The organism is Streptomyces sp. SudanB52_2052 (genome assembly GCF_964272415.1).
Classification (GTDB): Bacteria; Actinomycetota; Actinomycetes; order Streptomycetales; family Streptomycetaceae; genus Streptomyces; species Streptomyces olindensis.
The window spans coordinates 3,032,053-3,054,682 of record NZ_OZ186796.1 but is presented as its reverse complement, the minus strand read 5'-3'; the positions used below and the strand labels follow the sequence as shown (position 1 = coordinate 3,054,682).

Sequence of the window (22,630 nt, the reverse complement as noted above, 5' to 3'; positions counted from 1 at the left end):
GTATTACGAGGGAGGGGCTCGATGACGGACGCGGACACGACCACCGCCACTGCCGACTGGCAGGCCTGGCAGGAGAGCTGGGACCGGCAGCAGGAGTGGTACCTGCCCGACCGCGAGGAGCGGTTCCGGATCATGCTTGACATGGTCGAGGCCGTCGTGGGCACCGCCCCGCGCGTCCTGGACCTTGCCTGCGGCACGGGCAGCATCACCGCCCGGCTGCTCGCCCGGTTCCCGGACGCCACCAGCACCGGCGTCGACCTCGACCCGGCACTCCTCGCCATCGCCGAGGGCACCTTCGCCGACGACGACCGGGTCACCCTGGTCACCGCCGACCTCAAGGACCCCGACTGGCCGGCCAGGCTGCCGCACGACTCGTACGACGCCGTCCTCACCGCGACGGCCCTGCACTGGCTGCACCGGGAACCTCTCGCGGAACTCTACGGCCGCCTCGCCGGACTCGTCCGCGACGGCGGGGTCTTCATGAACGCGGACCACATGATCGACGAGACGACGCCCCGGATCAACGCCGCCGAGCGCGTCCAGCGCCACGCCCGCATGGAACAGGCCAGGGAATCCGGCGTCCTCGGCTGGACCGAGTGGTGGCAGCTCGCCGCCAAGGACCCGGTCCTCGCCGAACCCACGGCCCGGCGCTACGAGATCTACGGCGACCACGCCGACGGTGACATGCCGTCGGCGGCGCAGCACGCGCGCGTGCTGCGCGAGAAGGGATTCGGCGAGGCCAGGCCGGTATGGTGCTCGCCCTCCGACACGCTGCTGCTCGCCATGAAGTAGCCCGCGCGACGGAGCGCGAAGGGGGCGGTACGGAGATCCCGTACCGCCCCTTCGCCGTGCGTACCGTCAGAGCACCTTGGACAGGAACGACTTCGTCCGCTCGTGCTGCGGGTTCGTCAGCACCTCGCGCGGGTGACCGGATTCGACCACCACACCGCCGTCCATGAAGACCAGGCTGTCGCCCACCTCGCGGGCGAAGCCCATCTCGTGGGTGACGACGATCATCGTCATGCCGGACTCGGCGAGGTCGCGCATCACGTCCAGGACGTCACCGACCAGCTCCGGGTCGAGCGCCGACGTCGGCTCGTCGAACAGCATCAGCTTCGGGTCCATGGCGAGGGCCCGCGCGATGGCGACGCGCTGCTGCTGGCCACCGGAGAGCTGCGAGGGGTAGCTGCCCGCCTTGTCGGCCAGGCCCACCCGGTCCAGCAGCTCCAGGGCGCGCTGCCGGGCCTGGCCCTTGTTCACGCCCTTGACCTGGACCGGCGCCTCCATGACGTTCTCGACGGCCGTCATGTGCGGGAACAGGTTGAAGCGCTGGAAGACCATGCCGATGTCCCGGCGCTTGAGGGCGACCTCGCTGTCCTTGAGCTCGTAGAGCTTGTCGCCCTTCTGCCGGTAGCCCACCAGTTCGCCGTCGACGTACAGGCGGCCGGCGTTGATCTTCTCCAGGTGGTTGATGCACCGCAGGAACGTCGACTTGCCGGAACCGGACGGTCCGATGAGGCAGAACACCTCGCCGGACTTCACCTCCAGGTCGATGCCCTTGAGGACCTCGACGGGGCCGAAGGACTTGTGGACGCCCTCGGCCTTCACCATGGCGGTCATGCCTTGCCTCCCGTCGGCTTCGAGCGGCTGGACAGGGACAGCACGTTCGCCTTGATCTTCTGGAACGGCGTGGCCGGGAGCGACCGGCTCGAACCACGCGCGTAGTACCGCTCCAGGTAGTACTGGCCGATGCTGAAGACCGAGGTCAGCAGCAGGTACCAGGCCGCCGCCAGGAACAGCATCTCGGCGGGGGCGCCGGAGGTCTGGCCGATGTCCTGGGCGGCGCGGAGCAGCTCGGGGTACTGGACGACCGAGACCAGCGAGGTCGTCTTCAGCATGTTGATGACCTCGTTGCCCGTGGGCGGCACGATCACGCGCATCGCCTGCGGGATGACGATCCGGCGCAGCGTCTTGGTGTGGCTCATGCCCAGCGCGTGCGACGCCTCGGTCTGGCCCTCGTCGACCGAGAGCAGACCGGCCCGGCAGATCTCCGCCATGTACGCGGCCTCGTTGAGGCCGAGGCCCAGCAGTGCCGTCAGGAACGGGGTCATGAAGTCCGACCACTCGTCCTTGTAGAACGGCCCGAGGTTGATGTACTCGAAGACCAGGCCCAGGTTGAACCAGACGATCAGCTGGACCAGGACCGGGGTGCCGCGGAAGAACCAGATGTAGAACCACGCGATCGACGAGGTCACCGGGTTCTTCGACAGGCGCATCACGGCGAGCAGGATGCCGCCGATGATGCCGATCGCCATGGACAGCACGGTCAGCAGGAGCGTCTTGCCGACGCCGTCCAGGATGCGGTCGTCGAAGAAGTAGTCCGGGATCGCGTCCCAGTTGATCCTGCCCTGGGAGAACGCGTAGACGACGCCGCCCAGCAGGGCGAGGGCGACGACGGCGGAGACGTACCGTCCGTAGTGGCGGACCGGGATGGCCTTGATGGCCTCCGGGCCGGACGGGGGCGTGTCCGCCGCCGTCTTGTCGATGTCAACAGTCACGGGTGTTGCCTTTCAGTGCCGCTGGGTCGCGGTCACTTGCCGCCGTTGATGGTGGCTTCCTTGACGGCGCCGTCCGTGACGCCCCACTTCTTCATGATCTTGTCGTACTCACCGTTGTCGATGATCGCGTCCATCGCGGCCTTGAGGGCGTCCCGCAGCTGCGTCTGGTTCTTGGCGACCGCGATGCCGTACGGCGCGGCCTCGACCTGCTCGCCGACCAGCTGGAAGTCCTTGCCGCCACCGGAGGTCTTCACGGCGTACGCGGCGACCGGGAAGTCGGACGAGCCGGCGTCGGCACCGCCCGCGCGCAGGCGGGTCTGGGCCTGCTGGTCGTTGTCGAAGGGCTCGATGGCGATCTTCTTGCCGGCCGGGCACTTCTTCGACTCCGCCTTGGCGAGGTCCTCGGAGACCGTGCCGCGCTGCAGCACGATCTTCTTGCCGCACAGGTCCGACCAGGTCTTGATGCCCTGGTCGTCGCCCTTCTTGGTGTAGATCGACACACCGGCGGTGAAGTAGTCGACGAAGTCGACGCCCTCGCCGACCTTCTTGCCGGTGTCGGAGTCGATGCCCTCCTGGCGGTCCTTGGTGTCGGTCATCGCGGACATGGCGATGTCGTACCGCTTGGAGCGCAGACCCGTGATCAGCGTGTCGAACGTGCCGTTCTCGAACTGGAAGTCGACCCCGAGCTGCTTGCCCATGGCAGCGGCGAGGTCCGGGTCGATACCGACCGTCTTGCCCGAGCTGTCCTTGAACTCGACGGGGGCGTAGGCGATGTCGGAACCGACCTTGATGACGCCCTTGTCGCGGATCGACTTCGGCAGCTTGTCGGCGAGCGGGGCCGCTGCCGTCGCGGTCTCGCTGTCCGACCCGTTGTCCTTGGTCTGGTCACCGCAGCCGGTGAGCATCAGCGCGCCTGCGACCGCGATCGCACCGACCGCTGCTAGCCGGGAGCGGGCGGCGGTCGTACGACGGGTGGAGCTTGCGGTCATGGTGGGTTCCTCCGGCGGATGGGTGGAGTTGCCGATGGGGCGGGACGCTGCCGATGGGTTCGGCAGTGCCGTGGACTGCCGAGGGGTCGGCAGTGCCGTGGGTCGACGAGAACACACGTCTTCGAGTGTCGCGACCTCGTGTGATTACCGCATCTTGCCATTCGGACTGCGCCATTCTGGGGGCCAGCCATGTCAAAATCGGATAACGGGCGACCCCCGAACCGCACCACTCCGGTACATCACGGCCGGACCTTCTACAGGAATCATTCCTTCCGGCCGGAAGATCTTCGGCATATCCCGGGATTTCGAGACGGGGGCCGAGGGCTTCGCCGACGCCTGAGCGGTTGTCGATGGTTTGTCCAGGCCTTGTCCTGATTTTGGACGAAGAGTCAGGGCACCGGCATGTGACCTTCGCGTTATGGACTCGTCGTCGGCGGCGTCCGTCCGGTAAGAAGGGTCTTTACACCCCTCATCCGGGGCTCAGGGCGCGTGTGCGGCGCGCCCGTCGCGTACGCGCCCGTACGTATCACGTACAGAGCACGACCACGGCCGTACGCGGTCCCGCCCACCCCTCACCAGGAGTGGCCACCCTCAAACCAATGAAGATTTAAGGGGTAAAACGAAGTGGCAGCGGAGATCGTCAATCCTCGCAGCGAGAGCAAGACCGGCGATACGGGCGGCGAGGGCGGTGCGGAGCCCCTCGACTCCTTCGACCCGGCGTTCGCGCTGCACCGCGGCGGCAAGATGGCCGTGCAGGCCACCGTGCCGGTCCGTGACAAGGACGACCTGTCCCTGGCGTACACGCCCGGCGTCGCGAAGGTGTGCAGCGCGATCGCCGAGCAGCCGGAGCTGGTGCACGACTACACGTGGAAGTCGTCGGTCGTCGCCGTCGTGACGGACGGTACGGCCGTGCTGGGGCTCGGTGACATCGGGCCCGAGGCCTCCCTCCCCGTGATGGAGGGCAAGGCGATTCTGTTCAAGCAGTTCGGCGGCGTGGACGCGGTCCCGATCGCGCTGAACTGCACGGACGTCGACGAGATCGTCGAGACGGTGGTGCGGCTCGCGCCGTCGTTCGGCGGGGTCAACCTGGAGGACATCTCGGCGCCGCGGTGCTTCGAGATCGAGCGGAAGCTGCAGGAGCGGCTGGACATCCCGGTCTTCCACGACGATCAGCACGGTACGGCGGTCGTCACGCTCGCCGCCCTGCGGAACGCCGCGCGGCTGAGCGGGCGGGCCGTGGGCGACCTGCGGGCCGTGATCTCCGGCGCGGGCGCGGCGGGTGTCGCCATCGCGAAGATGCTGGTCGAGGCCGGGATCGGGGATGTCGCGGTGGCCGACCGCAAGGGTGTCGTGTCGGCGGACCGGGACGACCTCACGCCGGTGAAGCGGGAGCTGGCCGGGTTCACGAACAAGGCCGGGATCACCGGGTCGCTGGAGGCGGCGCTGGCCGGGGCCGATGTGTTCATCGGGGTGTCCGGTGGGACGGTGCCGGAGGACGCGGTCGCGTCGATGGCCGAGGGCGCGTTCGTCTTCGCCATGGCGAACCCGAACCCGGAGGTGCACCCCGAGGTCGCGCACAAGTACGCGGCGGTGGTCGCCACCGGGCGGTCGGACTTCCCGAACCAGATCAACAACGTGCTGGCGTTCCCCGGCATCTTCGCCGGGGCGCTGCAGGTGCGGGCCTCCCGGATCACGGAGGGGATGAAGCTGGCCGCCGCGGAGGCGCTGGCGGCCGTGGTCGGGGACGACCTCGCGGCCGACTACGTCATCCCGTCGCCGTTCGACGAGCGGGTCGCGCCGGCGGTGACCGCGGCGGTGGCGGCGGCGGCCCGGGCCGAGGGTGTGGCTCGGCGCTGACGCTGCCGGTAGTCCTGTGAGGTGGCCCCGTCCGGGTTCGGGCGGGGTCATTTCTTTACCTGGGGGATCGGCTGTTCGGGTGGTTTCCGGTAGCTGCGGTGGCCTGTCGCAGCGCCGGGTCGCGCAACACCCGGCCCGAGCAGCGGCGCACCGCTCCTGGCAAGAGGGTGTGTCTCACAGGCCCCTACGGTTCCGTCGCCCCGGTGGGGAACCTATCGTCAGGGCCATGTTCGCTGTCTACGCCGCCCGAATCGACCGCGACGAGCCGCTGTCCGGCCTGGAGTTGGGAGAGCGCCCGGCTCCCGAGGTCCGCCCCGGCTGGAGCACCGTCACGGTCAAGGCCGCCTCCCTCAACCACCACGACCTCTGGTCCCTGCGCGGCGTCGGCCTCGCGGAGGACAAGCTGCCGATGATCCTCGGCTGTGACGCCGCCGGCGTCGACGAGGACGGCAACGAGGTCGTCCTGCACTCCGTGATCGGACAGAGCGGGCACGGGGTCGGCCCGAAGGAGCCCCGTTCCATCCTGACCGAGCGCTACCAGGGCACCTTCGCGGAGCAGGTCGCCGTGCCGACCTGGAACATCCTGCCCAAGCCCAAGGAGCTCTCCTTCGAGGAGGCCGCCTGTCTGCCCACGGCGTGGCTGACCGCGTACCGGATGCTGTTCACCAACGCGGGGGTGCGGCCCGGCGACTCCGTGCTGGTGCAGGGCGCCGGCGGCGGTGTCGCCACGGCCGCCATCGTGCTGGGGAAGGCCGCCGGGCTCCGGGTCTTCGCCACCAGCCGGGACGAGGCCAAGCGGAAGCGGGCCCTGGAGCTGGGGGCCGTGGAGGCGCTGGAGTCCGGGGCGCGGCTGCCGCAGCGGGTCGACGCCGTGATCGAGACCGTGGGTGCCGCCACCTGGTCGCATTCCGTGAAGTCGCTGAAGCCCGGCGGCACGCTGGTGATCTCGGGCGCCACCAGTGGCGACCGGCCCTCGCACGCCGAGCTGACCCGCATCTTCTTCCTCGAACTCAAGGTCGTCGGATCCACGATGGGCACCAAGGACGAGCTGGAGGACCTCCTCGCCTTCTGTGCCGCCACGGGTGTGCGGCCCGTGATCGACGAGGTCCTGCCCATGGACCGCGCGCGTGAGGGCTTCGAGCGGCTCGCTTCGGGTGAGCAGTTCGGGAAGGTCGTGCTCACCAACCCCTAGTCACCCCTGCATGTGCTGACGGCCGGTCCGGGTTCGGGCCGGCCGTTGTCGTGTCAACTGAGGTTGACAGGCAGGGATTGTCAACGTAGGTTGACATCATGACCGAAGCAACCGATCTGGCCGAGCGTGCCGGTGACCGTGATCCGCGGGTCGGCCTGCGGGCCGTCGCCGCGCTGCGCAGGCTGCTGGAGCAGTTGGAAGCCGTCCAGGTGCGCAATGCGCGCAACCAGGGCTGGTCGTGGCAGGAGATCGCCGGCGAACTCGGTGTGAGCAGGCAGGCCGTGCACAAGAAGTACGGGAGGCATTGATGTTCGAGCGGTTCACGGCAGACGCCCGGGATGTGGTGAAGACGGCGTTCGAGTACGTGCAAGGGGATGGCGGGGGCGGGCAGTGCGTGGAGCCGGAGCATCTGCTGCTCGCTCTGCTCGACCGTGACGGCAGTCGTGGCGCGTCGGCGCTCGCCGCGCTCGGGCTCCCTCCCGGTGAGCGGCGGGAGTCCGTACGGGAGGCTCTGCGTGAGGCGCGGAGGCGGGCCGGGCTGTCCCGCGCCGAGAGCGACGCGCTCGCCGGGCTGGGGATCGACGTGGCGGAGATCGTCGCCCGGGTGGAGGAGGTGCACGGCGTCGGAGCGATGTCCGGCGACCGCAAGGACGCCCGGTGGCGGTCCGGGCGCCCCTCCTTCGGCCGTGGGGCCAAGGACGTGCTGGAGCGCTCCCTGAAGGTCGCTCTCGCCCAGCGCGACCGGCACATCGGTGACGAGCACCTCCTGCTCTCCCTGACCCTGCGCCCCGGCGTGCCGGCCGAGGTCCTCGCCGACCACGGGGTGACGTACGAGTCCCTGGTGCGGGTGCTGTACGGCGGTGGTGGCGAGGCCAAGGCCGGATGAGCCGCGGTCTGCTACTTCTTCGGGGTGCGCAGGAGCGCCCCTATGTGGGCGGCCGCGGTCGACAGGTGACGGCGGGCGTCGCGCAGTTGGTCGGCGGTGACGCCGTGGTCCCGGGCCGCGTCGCGGATGTCGTCCCGGAAGCGGTCGAGGAGGCGGTCCAGGTCGCGGGCGGGGTCGCCGGTGGAGTCTGTGGCGTCCTCGTGGGCCCAGGCCGGTTCGTAGGCGGCTGGGAAGCCCTCCGCGGGCTGTGAGCCGGCCGGCTCCGGCGCCGGCTTGCCCGGGCCGGTCCAGTCGAAGCCGAACTCCTTGCCGTAGTCCTTGCCGAACTCGCCCATCTCCTTGGCCAGTTCGCTCAGGCCCTCGCGCAGTCCCGTCGGCCAGTCGCCGCGGGCGAAGTGGTCCTGCACCTGCTCCTGGACCCGGCGGGCGATGCGCTGCACCTGCTCCTGGGCCTGGGCGCGGGCCTGCTCCTGGGCCTCCTTCGCCTGGCGGCGGGCGCGCTGGGCGTCCTCGCGGGCGCGGCGGCTCTCGTCCTTGGCGCGCCGGGCCTGCTCCTTCCACTCCTGCCGGGCGCGGCGCATCTCCTCCTTGGCGATGCGCCAGGCCTCCTTGTCGCCGTACGAGGAGAAGTCGCCGTACGGGGCGCCCTCCGCGCCGGGACCGCCCGTGCCGTTGCCCCGGCGGGCCTCCGTCGCCGCCGCGCGCATCTCGCGGCGCAGGTCGCCCGCGGCTCCGCGCACGTCGGCCTGGATCTCGGCGGCCAGCTCCGCGACCGACTCCCGGATCTCCAGCTCCAGGTCGGCCAGCTCTCCGCTGCGGTCGGCCAGTTCGGCGCGGCCCGCGTCCGTGATCGAGTACACCTTGCGGCCGCCCTCGGTGGTGTGGGTGACCAGACCCTCGGCCTCCAGCTTGGCCAGGCGCGGGTAGACCGTGCCCGCCGACGGGGCGTACAGCCCCTGGAAGCGCTCCTCCAGGAGGCGGATCACCTCGTAGCCGTGTCGGGGAGCCTCGTCCAGCAGCTTCAGCAGGTAGAGGCGGAGGCGGCCATGGGCGAAGACGGGAGGCATGTCAGAGCACCTTCTTGTCGGTCGTGCCGTCGGCCGGGGCGGTGGTGGCGCCCTCGCCCGGGCCGGAGACGGAATTGTCTCCCGAGTCGTCCCGCTGGCCGCTGCCCGGGGTTGCCGCCGAGCTGCCGGTGCCCGGGGTTTCCCCTGAGCCGCCGGTACCGGGGTGCGCGTCCCGGAGCGCGTCGTCCTCGTCCTCCGCGGCCGGCCGGCGCAGCAGGGCGATGGAGCCGGAGACGGTGGTGGCCCGCAGCTTGCCGTGGCCCGCGCCGAGGCGGCCGGTGATCTTGTGGGCGCCCCACTGGCCCTGCACCCGCAGGTCGTCGAAGGCGTTGGAGACGGAGCCGCTCGCCGTGTTGGCCTCGACCTCCGCGTCCGCCCGGTGGGGCAGCCGGATCGCGATCTCGCCCGAGACGCTGTTCAGCCGCACGTCCGTGGGGCCGTCCGGGTCGAGGTCGACGATCATGGAGCCGCTGACCGAGTCGGCGCGCACGGAGGGGCCGGAGCCCTCGACCACCGTGAGGTCGCCGGAGACGGACTGGAACCGGAGCTCGCCGGTCACGTCCTGGGCCTCCAGGCTGCCGGAGACCGTCTGGGCGCGGACCGGGCCGGAGAGGCCCACGAGGGTCGTGTCACCGGTGACGCCCTTGATCGTCGACGGGCCGTCGATCCCGGAGACCACGGCCGCCGCGCCGACCACTCCCACCTCCACCCGGGTCCCGGACGGGACGGCCAGGGAGACCACCGCGCTGCGGCGCCAGCCCTTGCGGTCCAGCCAGGTGAGGAAGCCCTTCCAGGGCAGGTCCTCGTAGGCCACCGCGAGGGTGCCGTCCTGCTGCGTCACCACCAGGGGAGGGCCCTCGATCTCCGAGATCTCCAGGCGGGCGGAACCCTCGTCCGTGCCCACCACGTTCACCGTTCCGTTGACGAGGCGTACGTGGAGTGTGCTCACGGGCTCGTCGAAGGTGAGCTTCCTCGGTTCCGTGACGGACCACTCGGACATGGTGCAGACCTCCCCGACTCGACGCGCCATATCGCGTCTTCTTCTTATCACGATATATCGTGGTCAAGGAAAGTCAAGACACCCGTTCCGGGGATGGCGAGGCCGCCAAAAGTGCCCAAAGAAGGATGATTCGCCCTAGCGTGTGACCATGACGGAAGCCGCCCCCACCGGTCCCGCGCCCGGGGCACTGCTGCTGTGCCGGGCGGCGCCCGGGTCCGTCGCCCCCGTCGCCCACCTGCTGCGCGAACCCATGCAGCTCACCCGGGCGGGCGACGAATGGAGCGTGCTCGTCCCCGAGGGCCGGCCCTGGCGCGACGGCGCCGAGCCCGTCGACCGTGTCGTCACCGGCTGGGCCACGGCCCTCGCCGTCGGCGCGCCCTGGCCCGTCCTCGCCCTCTGGTGGGACGCCGACCACGCGGGCTTCACGCTGGCGTCCGGGTTCCGCCGCCCGGTCGGGTTCGTCTGGCTCACGAGCGGCGTCCCGGCGGGGGAGGACGAGGCGATGCGGACCTTCGCCGCGCGCGTGGGCCTCGACCCCGTCCTGGACCCCCAGGCCCTCGACCGGCTGACGAAACCCGACACCGCGGCCGACGCCCGCACCCGCCTGCGCGCTCTGCTCGCGGTCCTCGCGCGCGTGGGCGTCTCACTGCCTCCCGGCCTGGCACCCGGGGAACCCGCCCACCGCCTCCGGGAAGCCGCGCGGCTCCAGCCGGACAGCCTCCCGGTCGAGTGGCCGGGCTGGCGGGAGGCGGTCGCCGAACGCGGCACCGTCGACCACAGCCGCCTCGGCCCCTGGATGCCCTGGACCGGCGGCCCCAGGGCCCGCGCCCTGGCCCTTGCGCAGCTGGCGGCGGGCGTGGCCCTCACGGCCTGGGGGCTACGGCGACACAGCGGCGGCCGGCTCGTGGCCGGGGCCCTGTTCCTGGCCCACGGCACATGGGGTCTGGCGTACGGCCTCACGCATCCGCGCGACTGAGGCCCCCGCAGGACCGGCCAGGACCGACGCCGTCGATCCCCCGGCCCGGCCGGCCCCTACGCGTCGTCCTCGTCGTCCAGCCGCGCCAGCCACGTCGCCAGCCGCTCCACCGGCACCTCGAAGTCGGGGTTGAGATCGACGAACGTCCGCAGCTGCTCGGCGAGCCACTCGAAGGTGATCTCCTCCTCGCCGCGCCGCTTCTCGAGTTCCTCGATGCCTCGGTCGGTGAAGTACACGGGTGTTCTCCTGGGGCTGGGCCTGGGGCCTCGGGTCGTACCCCTCCAGGTTATGCGGCCCGGTGTCCCACCCGTACCGCACGGTTTCCCCCACCTGCGCGAGGGCCGGCCTGAAAACGGGTCCGGCCCCACCACCTCGGACGAGGCGATGGGGCCGGACCCGTACACGAGCCGATGCTCAGAGGCTCACGCCTCGAACACCTCACGCACCAACTGCTCCTGCTCGGCCTGGTGCCGCTTCGCGGAACCCACGGCCGGGGACGAGCTGTGCGGACGCGAGATGCGGCGCAGGCGCTCGCCGTGCGGGACGTCCGCGCCGACGGCCAGGTCCAGGTGGTCGATCAGGTTGAGCGCGATGAACGGCCAGGCACCCTGGTTCGCCGGCTCCTCCTGGGCCCACAGGTACTTCTCGGCGTTCGGGTACTTCTTGATCTCCGCCTGGAGCTCGGCACCCGGCAGCGGGTACAGGCGCTCGATGCGGATGATCGCCGTGTCCGTGACGCCGCGCTTCTGACGCTCGGCCTCCAGGTCGTAGTAGACCTTGCCGGCGCAGAAGACGACCTTCTTGACCGCGGCCGGGTCCACCGACGCGTCGCCGATGACCGGCTGGAACTGCCCGGTCGTGAACTCCTCCGCCTTCGACGCCGCCGCCTTCAGGCGCAGCATCGACTTCGGCGTGAAGACCACCAGCGGCTTGTGGTGCGGGTTGTGCACCTGCCACCGCAGGAGGTGGAAGTAGTTCGACGGCGACGTCGGCATGGCGACCGTCATGTTGTTCTGGGCGCAGAGCTGCAGGAACCGCTCCGGGCGGGCCGAGGAGTGGTCCGGGCCCTGGCCCTCGTAGCCGTGCGGCAGGAGCAGGACGACGCCGGAGGTCTGGGCCCACTTCTGCTCGGCCGAGGAGATGAACTCGTCCACGACCGTCTGGGCGCCGTTGACGAAGTCGCCGAACTGCGCCTCCCACATCACGAGCGCGTTCGGGCGGGCCAGCGAGTAGCCGTACTCGAAGCCCATCGCCGCGTACTCGGAGAGGAGGGAGTTGTAGACGTTGAGCCGCGCCTGGTCCTCGGAGAGGTACTGCAGCGGCGTGTACTCGTCGCCCGTGGTGCGGTCGATGATGACCGCGTGGCGCTGGCCGAACGTACCGCGCTGCGAGTCCTGACCGGCCAGGCGGACCGGGACGCCCTCCAGGAGGAGGGAGCCGACCGCGAGGGTCTCGCCCATGCCCCAGTCGATCGTGCCGTCCTCGACCATCGACGCGCGGCGCTGCAGCTGCGGCAGCAGACGCGGGTGGACGGTGATGTGGTCGGGGATGTTGACCTGGGACTCGGCGATCCGCTTGACGACCTCCGAGGTCACCGCGGTGTTCACGGCGACCGGGAACTCGGCCTGCGGGTCGGAGGGCTCCACGGCGGACGGCTGCGAGGTGGCCTCGCGGACCTCCGTGAAGACCTTCTCCAGCTGGCCCTGGTAGTCCTGGAGTGCCTGCTCGGCCTCTTCCAGGGTGATGTCGCCGCGACCGATGAGGGACTCGGTGTACAGCTTGCGCACCGAGCGCTTCTTGTCGATCAGGTCGTACATCAGCGGCTGGGTGAAGGCCGGGTTGTCCGACTCGTTGTGACCGCGGCGGCGGTAGCAGATGAGGTCGATCACCACGTCCTTGTTGAACGCCTGGCGGAACTCGAAGGCGAGTCGCGCCACGCGGACGACGGCCTCGGGGTCGTCGCCGTTCACGTGGAAGATCGGGGCCTCGATCATCCTCGCCACGTCCGTCGCGTACATCGAGGAGCGGGAGGACTCCGGGGCGGCCGTGAAGCCGACCTGGTTGTTGATGACGATGTGGACCGTGCCGCCGGTGCGGTAGCCGCGCAGCTGCGACATGTTCAGGGTCTCGGCCACCACGCCCTGGCCCGCGAAGGCCGCGTCACCGTGGATCGCCACCGGCAGGACCGTGAAGTCCGTGCCGCCCTTGTTGATGATGTCCTGCTTGGCGCGGGAGACGCCCTCCAGGACCGGGTCGACCGCCTCCAGGTGCGAGGGGTTGGCGACCAGGGAGACCTTGATCTGCTCGCCGTCGAGGCCCGTGAAGGTGCCCTCGGCGCCCAGGTGGTACTTCACGTCGCCGGAGCCGTGCATCGACTTCGGGTCGAGGTTGCCCTCGAACTCGCGGAAGATCTGCGCGTACGACTTGCCGACGATGTTGGCGAGGACGTTCAGGCGGCCGCGGTGGGCCATGCCGATGACGACCTCGTCCAGGCGGGACTCGGCAGCGGAGTCCAGCACCGCGTCCAGCAGCGGGATGACGGACTCGCCGCCCTCCAGGGAGAAGCGCTTCTGGCCGACGTACTTCGTCTGCAGGAAGGTCTCGAAGGCCTCGGCCGCGTTCAGGCGGCGCAGGATGCGCAGCTGCTCCTCGCGCTCCGGCTTGGAGTGCGGGCGCTCCACGCGGTCCTGGATCCACTTGCGCTGCTTCGGGTCCTGGATGTGCATGAACTCGATGCCGGTGGTGCGGCAGTACGAGTCGCGCAGGACGCCGAGGATGTCGCGCAGCTTCATCATCGACTTGCCGGCGAAGCCGCCGACGGCGAACTCCCGCTCCAGGTCCCAGAGCGTGAGGCCGTGCTCGGTGATGTCCAGGTCGGGGTGCTTGCGCTGCTGGTACTCCAGCGGGTCGGTGTCGGCCATGACGTGGCCGCGGACCCGGTAGGAGTGGATCAGCTCGAAGACGCGGGCGGCCTTGGTGACGTCGTCGTCGTGGCTGGCGTCGATGTCCTTGAGCCAGCGGACCGGCTCGTAGGGGATGCGCAGCGCCTCGAAGATGTCGTCGTAGAAGCCGTTCTCGCCGAGCAGCAGGTTGGCGACCTGGCGGAGGAACTCGCCGGAGGCGGCGCCCTGGATGACCCGGTGGTCGTAGGTCGACGTGAGCGTCATGACCTTCGAGATGCCGAGCTTGTTCAGGGTGTCCTGGGAGGTGCCCTGGAACTCAGCCGGGTAGTCCATGGAGCCGACGCCCATGATCACCGACTGGCCGGGCATCAGGCGCGGCACCGAGTGGACCGTGCCGAGGCCGCCGGGGTTGGTCAGGGAGACCGTGACGCCGGAGAAGTCGTCCATCGTCAGCTTGCCGTCGCGGGCGCGGCGGACGATGTCCTCGTAGGCCTGCCAGAACTCGAAGAAGTTCAGCGTCTCGGCCTTCTTGATCGCCGCGACGACCAGCTGGCGGTCGCCGTTCGGCTTGACCAGGTCGATGGCGAGACCGAGGTTGACGTGGTCCGGCTTGACCAGGGTCGGCTTGCCGTCGACCTTCGCGAACGAGTAGTTCATCGCCGGCATGGCCTTGATCGCCTGGACCATGGCGTAGCCGATGAGGTGCGTGAAGGAGATCTTCCCGCCGCGCGCCCGCTTGAGGTGGTTGTTGATGACGATGCGGTTGTCGAACAGCAGCTTCACCGGGACCGCGCGCACGGACGTGGCCGTGGGCAGCTCCAGCGAGGCGTCCATGTTCTTCGCGACCGCGGCGGCGGGGCCGCGCAGCACGACCTGCTCGGGGCCCGAGGGGGCCTCGGCCGCGGGCTCGGCCTTCTTCGCGGGAGCGGCCGGCTTGGCGGCGGCCGGGGCGGCCTTCGCGGGAGCGGCGGCCTGGGCCGGGGCCTGCGCGGCGGGCTTCGCCTGGGCCGGAGCCGGGGCGGGAGCCTGCGCGGCGGCGGGCTTCTCGGCCGCCGGCGCGGGGGCCTGGGCGGGAGCGGCCGGGGCGGCGGGCTGAGCGGTGGTGGTCCCCGCGGCCCCCGCGGCCGCGGTACCCGCCGGAGCCGAGGCGGCAGCGGCGCCCGGCTTGTAGTCGGCGAAGAAGTCCCACCAGGCTCGGTCTACCGAATTCGGGTCCTGGAGGTACTGCTGATAGATCTCGTCGACGAGCCACTCGTTGGCACCGAACGACGCGGCGGGGTTCTTGCCCGCTTGGTCGGTGTCGGTCGAGATGCTCGAGTTACTGGGGGACTGTGGCGACACGGCGGCAACCGCCCTCTTCCGCTTCACAAGATGATGGACAGCGGGAATCAAGGCTACGCCTCCCGGACCGGGAAGGTCAGGTCGGGCCCGTTCAACGTCGTGTAAGTCACATCTCAGACCGTGTTTCGCGCCTTGAAATGGCGGGAAACAAGCGTGGTTCCGCTTGAGGAGGGAAGGGCGGAGCAGGGCCCCGGACGCCGATGACGCGGGCCTGTGCCTGATCACACGTGTCCGTCAGCGCGGACGCCGGTGGATCTTGTGGCTCCGCTTCGAACTTTACGTCAACTTGGCACGGATGGCTCTCCTGGAAGAGTGACAAGAATCCGGCAACCTCGCTCGGATTCGGCCACTCCGATCCGTCCGCCGTGCAGATCCACCGCCCAGCGGGCGATCGCCAGGCCGAGGCCCGTGCCGCCGTCGCTGCCCGGCCCCTGCGGGCGTTTGGCACTGCCCCGGTTGAACCGCTCGAAGACGCGGTGCCACTCGGACTTCGGAATGCCGGGGCCCTCGTCCAGGACCTCCAGTTGCAGCGACTCCGGCAGCGGTCCGCGCCGCGCCTTGACCGTCACCCGGCCGTGCGGCGGACTGTGTTTGACCGCGTTGTCGATGAGGTTGGCGACGACCTGGTGGATGCGCTCCGGATCGGCGTGCGCGGTCAACTCCGGCGGGTGGACGTCGAGGTGCAGATGGACGTCGGTCCGCGTGTGGCTGCCCGAGCCGGTGGCGATGCCCGCGCGGACGGAGGCGACCATGTTGGCCTCCTTCAGCACACCGGACAGGTACGGCCACACCTCGAACCGCCGTTTCTTCAGCGGTACGACGCCGTTGTCCAGGCGGGAGAGGTCAAGCAGCGTCTCCACCAGCCGGCCGAGGCGCTCGGTCTGCTTCAGCGCCGTGCGCATCGTCTCCGGGTCGGCCTGCGTGACCCCGTCGACGATGTTCTCCAGCACCGCGCGCAGACCCGCGATGGGCGTGCGCAGCTCGTGCGAGACGTTCGCCACCAGCTCCTTGCGCTGGCGGTCCTGGGCCTCCAGCTCGTCGGCCATGGCGTTGATCGTCACGGCCAGATCACCCAGCTCGTCACGGCGGTTCTCCCGCGTGCGGCGGGTGTAGTCGCCCTGCGAGATGGAACGCGCCACCGCTGTCATCTCGTCCAGCGGCGCGGTGAGCGAATGGGCCACGAACTGCGTAATGAGCAGCGTGGCGATCATCGAGAAGACCGTGATGAAGCGCAGCTCCGTCTTCGTGTGCACCGCGATCACCGACAGGCCGGTGGTGATCAGCACCGAGATGACGACCAGCGCGCCCAGTTTGGTCTTGATCGAGAACGGGCTCACCCCGCCCCAGGGTTCCGGCTCCCCGGGGTTTCTCCGTGCGGCCGGCCCGCCGCTCATGGCGTCGGGGTCTCCAGGGCGTAACCGACGCCGTGCACCGTACGGATCCGCTCGGCGCCGATCTTCCGGCGGAGCGCCTTGATGTGGCTGTCGACCGTGCGCGTGCCGGAGGCGTCCGCCCAGTCCCAGACCTCGGCGAGCAGCTGCTCGCGCGAGAGCACCGCACGCGGGGTGTTGGCCAGGCACACCAGCAGGTCGAACTCGGTGGGGGTGAGGTGGACGTCCTCACTGCGCACCCGGACCCGGCGCTGCGCGTGGTCGATCTCCAGCTCGCCGAGGCGCAGGATGCCGCTGCGCGGCGTCGCGGCGGCCAGCGCGGCCCGCTCCACGCGGCGCAGCAGCACGTGCACGCGCGCCGCCAACTCCCGCATCGAGAAGGGCTTCGTCATGTAGTCGTCGGCGCCGACGCCGAGCCCGACCAGCATGTCGGTCTCGTCGTCGCGCGCGGTGAGCATCAGCACCGGCACCGGGCGGGCGGCCTGCACGCGGCGGCAGACCTCCAGACCGTCGAAGCCGGGCAGCATGATGTCGAGGATCAGCAGGTCGGGCTGCCATGCCTCGGCCGTGTCGACGGCGGCCGGGCCGTCACCCGCTGTTTGCACGAGGAATCCCTCGGCTCGCAGGCGGGTCGCGATGGCGTCCACGATCGTGGCGTCGTCCTCGACGACGAGAACCCGGCGCTGCGCGCCCGGGGTAGCCGTCGCCGAACCGTTGTGGGAGGTGTGTGTCTGCTCCATCGCCCGCCCCTGGGGTGTGCTTTCCGGAATCAGTGGGGTGATTCCTCATGACTGGCTATGCCTGCGCATGGTTGCGATTGACGCTTGAATGATCGGCGTCAGAGGAGCAGCGTACGGGGAGTCAGCGCACCTTTGCTATCCAGGGCTGATGGCGAGGTGCACGACGTCCGGCACGCCCCGGGCAACCGGGATCTCTTCGGTACGCACCTGTTGGAACCCGGCATTCCACAAGGTTTCTTCGAATTCCGGAGACGGCTGGGCGGACCAGACGGCGAGTACCCCGCCGGACCTCAACACCCGTGCGCAGCTGGCCAGTCCGGCTTCCCGGTAGAGATTTCCGTTGCCCTCCGTGACGGTCCAGCCGGGGCCGTTGTCGATGTCGAGGCAGAGCGCGTCGTACGTGGCGGATGTCTCATTGACGTATGCGACGAGATCGGCTTCGACGATTTCCGTGCGGGGGTCGGCGAGGGCCTCGGCGGAGATCGTGGAGAGCGGGCCGTCGCGGTGCCATTCGACAATCGCGTGCTCGCGTTCCACCACCGTGATCCGTCCCCAGCGCGGGTCCGCCGCCGCGTGTGCGAGGGAGAAGCCGACGCCGAGTCCGCCGATCAGCACGTCGGGACGGGGCCGGTCGGGCAGGGCGTCCAGAGCCGCGTCGACCAGCCGCCGCTCCGAGCGGCCGTCGGAGGTGTCCATCAGGAAGCAGCCGTTCGCGATGATCTCCAGTCGGCCGCCGGGCCGCTGCCGCAGCACGACCTCGCCGTGCGGGCCCTCGCGACGGTCCAGGACATCGGGAATGTCGTTCGGGGTGGGCATGGAGCCATCCTGGCAGGGGCGCGATTCCGGTGCCCGGAATTTCCGCGCGGGCTGCGGCGACGCGGGTACGGCCCGGCCGGGACGCGGGTAGGGCCGGGCCGGCCGGGACGCGGGTAGGGCCGGGCCGCGAAGCGGGGCACGGTCGGGCCGCGACGCGGGGCACGGTCGGCGGGACCGCAGGACCGCGGGAGGCGGGATGCGGGATGCGGTCGGCGGGACGCGGGAGGCGGCCGACCGGGACGCGGGTAGGGCCGGGCCGCGGCGCGGGGCACGGTCGGGCCGCGAGGCGGGGCACGGTCGGCGGCGATGTGGGGCGGTCGGCGGCGATGTGGGGCGCGGTCGGCGGGACCGCGGGACCGCGGGACCGCGGGAGGCGGGGTGAGGGATGCGGTCGGCGGGACGCGGGAGGCGGCCGACCGGGACGCGGGTAGGGCCGGGCCGCGGCGCGGGGCACGGTCGGCGGCGATGCGCGGGGCATGGTCGGCGGGACCGCGGGAGGCGGGATGCGGGACACGGCCGGCGGGACCGCGGAAGGCGGCCGACCGTGAAGCGGGATGGGCCGGCGGCGGACGCGGGATATGACTGTCGGCGGTCGGCGGTCGGCGGTCGGCGGACGCGGGATACGGCTGTCGGGTTGCTGTGAATCGGCTCTCGCGTGGTCCGGGTCACAGACAGGGGGGCGGTCGGGCGCGAAGGCTGGGCCAGGACGGAAGGAGCGCCCGTGGTGGAACGCGCCGCGCCGCCCGGCGAGGAGACCGCCGAGGTCGCGCTCCCGCCGCCGGACGCGCCCCGGTACGACACGTCGGCCCTGCTCGACGGGGTGCCGCGGCAGCGGGCACGCGAGACGGCGGTCCCGGCCGCACCGGAGTCCCCGCCGTCGGGAACGTCCCGGACCCGACTCCGGGCGCTGCGGCCCTGGCGGCTGCTGCCCACCCCCACGGGCACGCCGTTCACCTTCGCGTACGCGGCCCTGCTCGGTGCCACCTCACTGATCACCGAGCAGGCCGACCCGGCGCTGGTGCACGCCCTGCTCCAGGGCTCCAGCACGGACGTGGCGCACCTGGTGCGGACGCCGGAGCTGGTGCTCGTGGGCAGCGCGCTGTGGGTCGCGGGCGGGGTGGCCTCGCCCTTCGCCATCGCCTTCGTCCTCGTGCTGACCGCGCTGGAACGGCGGATCGGCGGCCTGCGCACGGCCGCTGTCTTCCTGCTCGGGCACGTCCTCGCCACCCTGGCGACCGAGGTCCCGGTGGGACTCGCGGTCCTGGCCGGGCACCTCCCCGACAGCTCCCTGCACCGCCTCGACTACGGCGTCAGCTTCGGCGTCGCGGCCGGTACCGGTGCCCTGGCCGGGCTGCTGCCGATCTGGCTGGGGGTGCCCCTGCTGGCCGGCTTCGGCGGGATGCTGCTCCCGGACCTGCTCGCCTTCACCGACCCGATGACCGACTGGGGGCACCTGATCGCCCTGGCCATCGGTGTCGCGACCTGGCCGCTGGTGCGACGGTGGTACGCGGCGCGCCTCGCTCCGGCCGCCGCAGCCTGAGCGCGCGGCGGTTCAGGCCGTACCGGGGGCCGGCGGGACGTGCTTCGCGCTGGTCAGCAGGGCCACCACCTCCCAGCCCAGTGCCTCGTACAGCCCCCGCCCCGCGGGCGTCCCGGCCAGGACTCCGGTGCGGGCCCCCTGCCGGACGGCGGCGCTCTGCAGCGTCCGCATGACGACACCGCCGAGCCCCCTGCGGCGGTGTTCGGGGGCCGTCTCGATCTGGTCGACGACGGCGGTCGGGCCCGTCGGGGCGATCTGGCCGCGCGCCGCCAGAGATCCGTCCGGCGCGGCGATCAGCACACGCGTCACCCCGCCGCGCGACCAGCTGCGCAGCCGGTAGCCCTCGGGAGCGTCCGGAGTGGTGTCCGCCGTCAGCGGGACCGTCATCAGGTATCCGGGCTCGGGGTCGATCCACCAGGGGGCGCCCAGCCAGCCGGAGACCACGGACGGGTCCCGGAACGCCTTCAGCCACACGCCGGCCCCGGTCACCGCGTCGGCCACCTTGCGGACGGAGGTCTCGTCGAGGTCGTCACCTCGCGCGCCGAACACATGCCGCGTGACATGGCCGTTCGCCCCCACGTCGATGGTGCAGCCCCAGGGCTCGGTGACCGGGTCGGCCGCCCCGCGGGACACGATCCACCCGTCCACCCATGCCTGCACGATCCGGTCCACGTCATCCCCCGGTAATAGGTAGAAGCTAGTTTGATCTATTACTGACGTGACTGTACGCGCCGGCTCGGCCGTCGCGTCACCGGTGATCGCTCACAGCGAACGCCCGTCCGGGAACATCCCGTCGCCGCCAAGCATTGAGTCGGCATAGCTCAACTTGACTGCCGAAGGGGAGATCATGGCTTCGACGTCCACACCGCTCACCCTGCCCGTGCTGCCGCTCGACGACGAGGTCGTGCTGCCCGGGATGGTGGTCCCGCTGGACCTGAGCGACTCCGAGGTCCGTGCCGCGGTGGAGGCCGCCCAGGCCGCTGCTCGGACAACGCCCGGAAAGCCCCGGGTACTCCTGGTGCCACGCATCGACGGGACGTACGCGAACACCGGTGTCCTCGGCACCGTCGAGCAGGTCGGCCGGCTGGCCGACGGCGACCCGGGCGCGCTGATCCGCGGCCGGGGGCGGGTGAGGATCGGTGCGGGGACCACGGGACCCGGCGCGGCCCTCTGGGTCGAGGGCACCCGCGTCGACGAGACCGTGCCGGAGCCGCTTCCCGGCCAGGTCGCCGAACTGGTCAAGGAGTACAAGGCCCTGGCCACCGCCTGGCTGCGCAAGCGCGGCGCCTGGCAGGTCGTCGACCGCGTCCAGGCCATCGACGACGTCTCGGCGCTCGCCGACAACTCCGGCTACTCGCCGTTCCTGACCACCGACCAGAAGGTCGAACTGCTGGAGACCACCGATCCGGTGGCCCGGCTCAAGCTCGCCACGCAGCAGCTGCGCGACCACCTCGCCGAGCAGGACGTGGCCGAGACCATCGCCAAGGACGTCCAGGAGGGCGTCGACAAGCAGCAGCGCGAGTTCCTGCTGCGGCGTCAGCTCGAAGCCGTCCGCAAGGAGCTGCGCGAGCTGAACGGCGAGCAGGAGGGCGAGGAGTCCGACGACTACCGCGCCCGCGTGGAGGCCGCCGACCTGCCCGAGAAGGTCCGCGAGGCCGCCCTCAAGGAGGTCGACAAGCTGGAGCGGTCCTCCGACCAGTCGCCCGAGGGCTCCTGGATCCGCACCTGGCTCGACACGGTCCTGGAGATGCCGTGGAACGAGCGCACCGAGGACGCCTACGACATCCAGGGCGCCAAGGCGGTCCTGGACGCCGAGCACGCCGGCCTGGAGGACGTCAAGGAACGCATCACCGAGTACCTGGCCGTGCGCAAGCGGCGCAACGACCGGGGCCTCGGCGTGGTCGGCGGACGGCGCGGCGGTGCCGTGCTCGCGCTCGTCGGGCCGCCCGGCGTCGGCAAGACCAGCCTCGGCGAGTCCGTCGCCCACGCCATGGGCCGCAAGTTCGTCCGCGTCGCCCTCGGCGGCGTCCGCGACGAGGCCGAGATCCGCGGCCACCGGCGCACCTACGTCGGCGCCCTGCCCGGCCGGGTCGTCCGCGCCATCAAGGAGGCCGGGTCCATGAACCCGGTCGTGCTGCTCGACGAGATCGACAAGGTGGGCTCGGACTTCCGGGGCGACCCGGCCGCCGCTCTCCTGGAAGTGCTCGACCCGGCGCAGAACCACACCTTCCGCGACCACTACCTGGAGGTCGAGCTCGACCTCTCGGACGTCGTCTTCCTGGCCACCGCCAACGTCCTGGAGGCGATCCCGGAGGCCCTGGCCGACCGGATGGAGATCGTCCGCCTGGACGGTTACACCGAGGACGAGAAGGTCGTCATCGCCCGCGACCACCTGCTCCCGCGCCAGCTGGAGCGGGCCGGGCTCGACCAGGACGAGGTGTCCCTCGACGAGAGCGCGCTGCGCAAGCTCGCCGGCGAGTACACGCGCGAGGCGGGCGTGCGCAACCTGGAGCGGTCCGTCGCGCGGCTGCTGCGCAAGGTCGCGGCCCAGCACGAACTGGGCGAGCGGGAGCTGCCGTTCACCGTCACCGACGCCGACCTGCGCGATCTGATCGGGCGGCCGCACCACGTGCCCGAGTCGGCCCAGGACCCGGCCGAGCGGCGGACGTCCGTGCCGGGCGTGGCCACCGGCCTCGCGGTGACCGGCGCGGGCGGTGACGTGCTCTACGTCGAGGCGTCGCTGGCCGACCCGGAGACGGGAGCGGCCGGGCTGACCCTGACCGGTCAGCTGGGCGACGTGATGAAGGAGTCCGCGCAGATCGCGCTGAGCTTCCTGCGCTCCCACGGCGCCGAACTGGAACTGCCGGTGGGCGATCTGAAGGACCGGGGCGTGCACATCCACTTCCCGGCGGGCGCGGTCCCGAAGGACGGCCCGAGCGCCGGCATCACGATGACCACGGCGCTGGCGTCCCTGCTCTCCGGCCGCCTGGTCCGCACGGACGTGGCCATGACCGGCGAGGTCTCGCTGACCGGCCGGGTCCTGCCGATCGGCGGCGTGAAGCAGAAGCTGCTCGCGGCGCACCGGGCGGGTGTCACCACCGTGATCATCCCCAAGCGCAACGAGCCCGACCTGGACGACGTCCCGGCGGAGGTGCTGGACAAGCTCGACGTCCACGCCGTCACCGATGTCCGCCAGGTCCTGGAACTGGCGTTGTCCCCGGCGACGAACGGGGCCGCGCCGGAGGTTCCGGTCGCGGCGTGACGGACGCGGCCGGTAGGGGAGGCCCGGGTTCTCGTGAGGGAGGCCCGGGCCTTCACCGTGTGGCCACCCTGTGTACACGCACCCCGTGACCTGCGGAATACTTGCCGAACTG

The 22,630-nt window shown here is 71.1% G+C and carries 19 protein-coding genes; 8 read left to right on the top strand and 11 right to left on the bottom strand.

Annotated features, from left to right (window positions below; genetic code table 11):
• Positions 1–21: 21 nt before the first annotated feature.
• Positions 22–792, top strand: coding sequence for a class I SAM-dependent methyltransferase (locus ACSUPV_RS13240; RefSeq protein ID WP_436947538.1), 771 nt, complete (start codon positions 22–24; stop codon positions 790–792).
• A gap of 66 nt (positions 793–858) precedes the next feature.
• On the opposite strand, the gene ACSUPV_RS13235 is transcribed toward ACSUPV_RS13240, so the two are convergent.
• Genes ACSUPV_RS13235 through ACSUPV_RS13225 form a run of 3 tightly spaced genes read right to left on the bottom strand, consistent with a single transcriptional unit; the run spans position 859 to position 3,547 of the window.
• On the bottom strand, positions 859–1,620 hold the full coding sequence (locus ACSUPV_RS13235) for an amino acid ABC transporter ATP-binding protein (RefSeq protein ID WP_031114458.1): 762 nt from the start codon (positions 1,618–1,620) through the stop codon (positions 859–861).
• Positions 1,617–2,558 carry an amino acid ABC transporter permease gene (locus tag ACSUPV_RS13230; protein ID WP_031114460.1) on the bottom strand — a complete coding sequence of 314 codons (942 nt, stop codon included), beginning with the start codon at positions 2,556–2,558 and terminating at the stop codon, positions 1,617–1,619. The genes ACSUPV_RS13235 and ACSUPV_RS13230 overlap by 4 nt, the downstream gene beginning before the upstream one ends.
• Before the next feature lie 32 nt (positions 2,559–2,590).
• The gene (locus ACSUPV_RS13225) at positions 2,591–3,547 is read right to left on the bottom strand and encodes an ABC transporter substrate-binding protein (RefSeq protein ID WP_031114461.1); all 957 of its coding nucleotides are present in this window, start codon (positions 3,545–3,547) and stop codon (positions 2,591–2,593) included.
• 624 nt (positions 3,548–4,171) lie between these two features.
• Between ACSUPV_RS13225 and ACSUPV_RS13220 the strand changes: the two genes are divergently transcribed.
• From ACSUPV_RS13220 to ACSUPV_RS13205, 4 genes are all read left to right on the top strand, one after another.
• Positions 4,172–5,404: an NAD(P)-dependent malic enzyme gene (locus tag ACSUPV_RS13220; protein ID WP_031114463.1), complete on the top strand. Its 1,233-nt coding sequence runs from the start codon at positions 4,172–4,174 to the stop codon at positions 5,402–5,404.
• 226 nt (positions 5,405–5,630) lie between these two features.
• Positions 5,631–6,596 carry a zinc-binding dehydrogenase gene (locus tag ACSUPV_RS13215; protein ID WP_037766206.1) on the top strand — a complete coding sequence of 322 codons (966 nt, stop codon included), beginning with the start codon at positions 5,631–5,633 and terminating at the stop codon, positions 6,594–6,596.
• 98 nt (positions 6,597–6,694) lie between these two features.
• Positions 6,695–6,904 carry a helix-turn-helix domain-containing protein gene (locus ACSUPV_RS13210; protein WP_031103307.1) on the top strand — a complete coding sequence of 70 codons (210 nt, stop codon included), beginning with the start codon at positions 6,695–6,697 and terminating at the stop codon, positions 6,902–6,904.
• Positions 6,904–7,482, top strand: coding sequence for a Clp protease N-terminal domain-containing protein (locus ACSUPV_RS13205; RefSeq protein WP_359786775.1), 579 nt, complete (start codon positions 6,904–6,906; stop codon positions 7,480–7,482). Before ACSUPV_RS13210 ends, ACSUPV_RS13205 begins: the two co-directional genes overlap by 1 nt.
• Positions 7,483–7,493: 11 nt before the next feature.
• Here the strand turns inward: ACSUPV_RS13205 and ACSUPV_RS13200 are convergent, their stop codons facing one another.
• Both ACSUPV_RS13200 and ACSUPV_RS13195 read right to left on the bottom strand, forming a co-directional pair.
• Positions 7,494–8,549 (bottom strand): PadR family transcriptional regulator, encoded by a 1,056-nt coding sequence (locus tag ACSUPV_RS13200; protein WP_436947537.1) that lies wholly within the window; start codon positions 8,547–8,549, stop codon positions 7,494–7,496.
• Between the two features lies 1 nt (position 8,550).
• Positions 8,551–9,549 carry a DUF4097 family beta strand repeat-containing protein gene (locus ACSUPV_RS13195; RefSeq protein WP_359786781.1) on the bottom strand — a complete coding sequence of 333 codons (999 nt, stop codon included), beginning with the start codon at positions 9,547–9,549 and terminating at the stop codon, positions 8,551–8,553.
• A 148-nt stretch (positions 9,550–9,697) separates the two neighbouring features.
• On the opposite strand from ACSUPV_RS13195, the gene ACSUPV_RS13190 reads away from it, so the two are divergent.
• Complete coding sequence (locus ACSUPV_RS13190; protein WP_436947536.1) at positions 9,698–10,525, top strand: hypothetical protein; 828 nt, start codon at positions 9,698–9,700, stop codon at positions 10,523–10,525.
• Between the two features lie 56 nt (positions 10,526–10,581).
• Here the strand turns inward: ACSUPV_RS13190 and ACSUPV_RS13185 are convergent, their stop codons facing one another.
• The 5 genes from ACSUPV_RS13185 to ACSUPV_RS13165 all read right to left on the bottom strand — a co-directional run bounded on the left by ACSUPV_RS13185 (position 10,582) and on the right by ACSUPV_RS13165 (position 17,716).
• Complete coding sequence (locus ACSUPV_RS13185; RefSeq protein ID WP_365825817.1) at positions 10,582–10,761, bottom strand: DUF6104 family protein; 180 nt, start codon at positions 10,759–10,761, stop codon at positions 10,582–10,584.
• A gap of 186 nt (positions 10,762–10,947) precedes the next feature.
• The gene (locus ACSUPV_RS13180; RefSeq protein ID WP_382614120.1) at positions 10,948–14,769 is read right to left on the bottom strand and encodes a multifunctional oxoglutarate decarboxylase/oxoglutarate dehydrogenase thiamine pyrophosphate-binding subunit/dihydrolipoyllysine-residue succinyltransferase subunit; all 3,822 of its coding nucleotides are present in this window, start codon (positions 14,767–14,769) and stop codon (positions 10,948–10,950) included.
• Positions 14,770–15,050: 281 nt separating this feature from the next.
• On the bottom strand, positions 15,051–16,163 hold the full coding sequence (locus tag ACSUPV_RS13175) for a HAMP domain-containing sensor histidine kinase (protein ID WP_051649128.1): 1,113 nt from the start codon (positions 16,161–16,163) through the stop codon (positions 15,051–15,053).
• Positions 16,160–16,900: a response regulator transcription factor gene (locus ACSUPV_RS13170; RefSeq protein ID WP_010040369.1), complete on the bottom strand. Its 741-nt coding sequence runs from the start codon at positions 16,898–16,900 to the stop codon at positions 16,160–16,162. Before ACSUPV_RS13170 ends, ACSUPV_RS13175 begins: the two co-directional genes overlap by 4 nt.
• A gap of 135 nt (positions 16,901–17,035) precedes the next feature.
• Positions 17,036–17,716 (bottom strand): spermidine synthase, encoded by a 681-nt coding sequence (locus ACSUPV_RS13165; protein WP_031114480.1) that lies wholly within the window; start codon positions 17,714–17,716, stop codon positions 17,036–17,038.
• Between the two features lie 724 nt (positions 17,717–18,440).
• Between ACSUPV_RS13165 and ACSUPV_RS13160 the strand changes: the two genes are divergently transcribed.
• Entirely contained in the window at positions 18,441–19,256 is an 816-nt protein-coding gene (locus ACSUPV_RS13160) for a rhomboid-like protein (RefSeq protein ID WP_031114481.1), read from the top strand.
• Between the two features lie 12 nt (positions 19,257–19,268).
• On the opposite strand, the gene ACSUPV_RS13155 is transcribed toward ACSUPV_RS13160, so the two are convergent.
• On the bottom strand, positions 19,269–19,928 hold the full coding sequence (locus ACSUPV_RS13155; RefSeq protein WP_359790124.1) for a GNAT family N-acetyltransferase: 660 nt from the start codon (positions 19,926–19,928) through the stop codon (positions 19,269–19,271).
• A 175-nt stretch (positions 19,929–20,103) separates the two neighbouring features.
• Here ACSUPV_RS13155 and lon point away from each other — a divergent pair, with 175 nt between their 5' ends.
• On the top strand, positions 20,104–22,518 hold the full coding sequence (lon, locus tag ACSUPV_RS13150) for an endopeptidase La (protein WP_031114484.1): 2,415 nt from the start codon (positions 20,104–20,106) through the stop codon (positions 22,516–22,518).
• Positions 22,519–22,630: the final 112 nt, after the last annotated feature.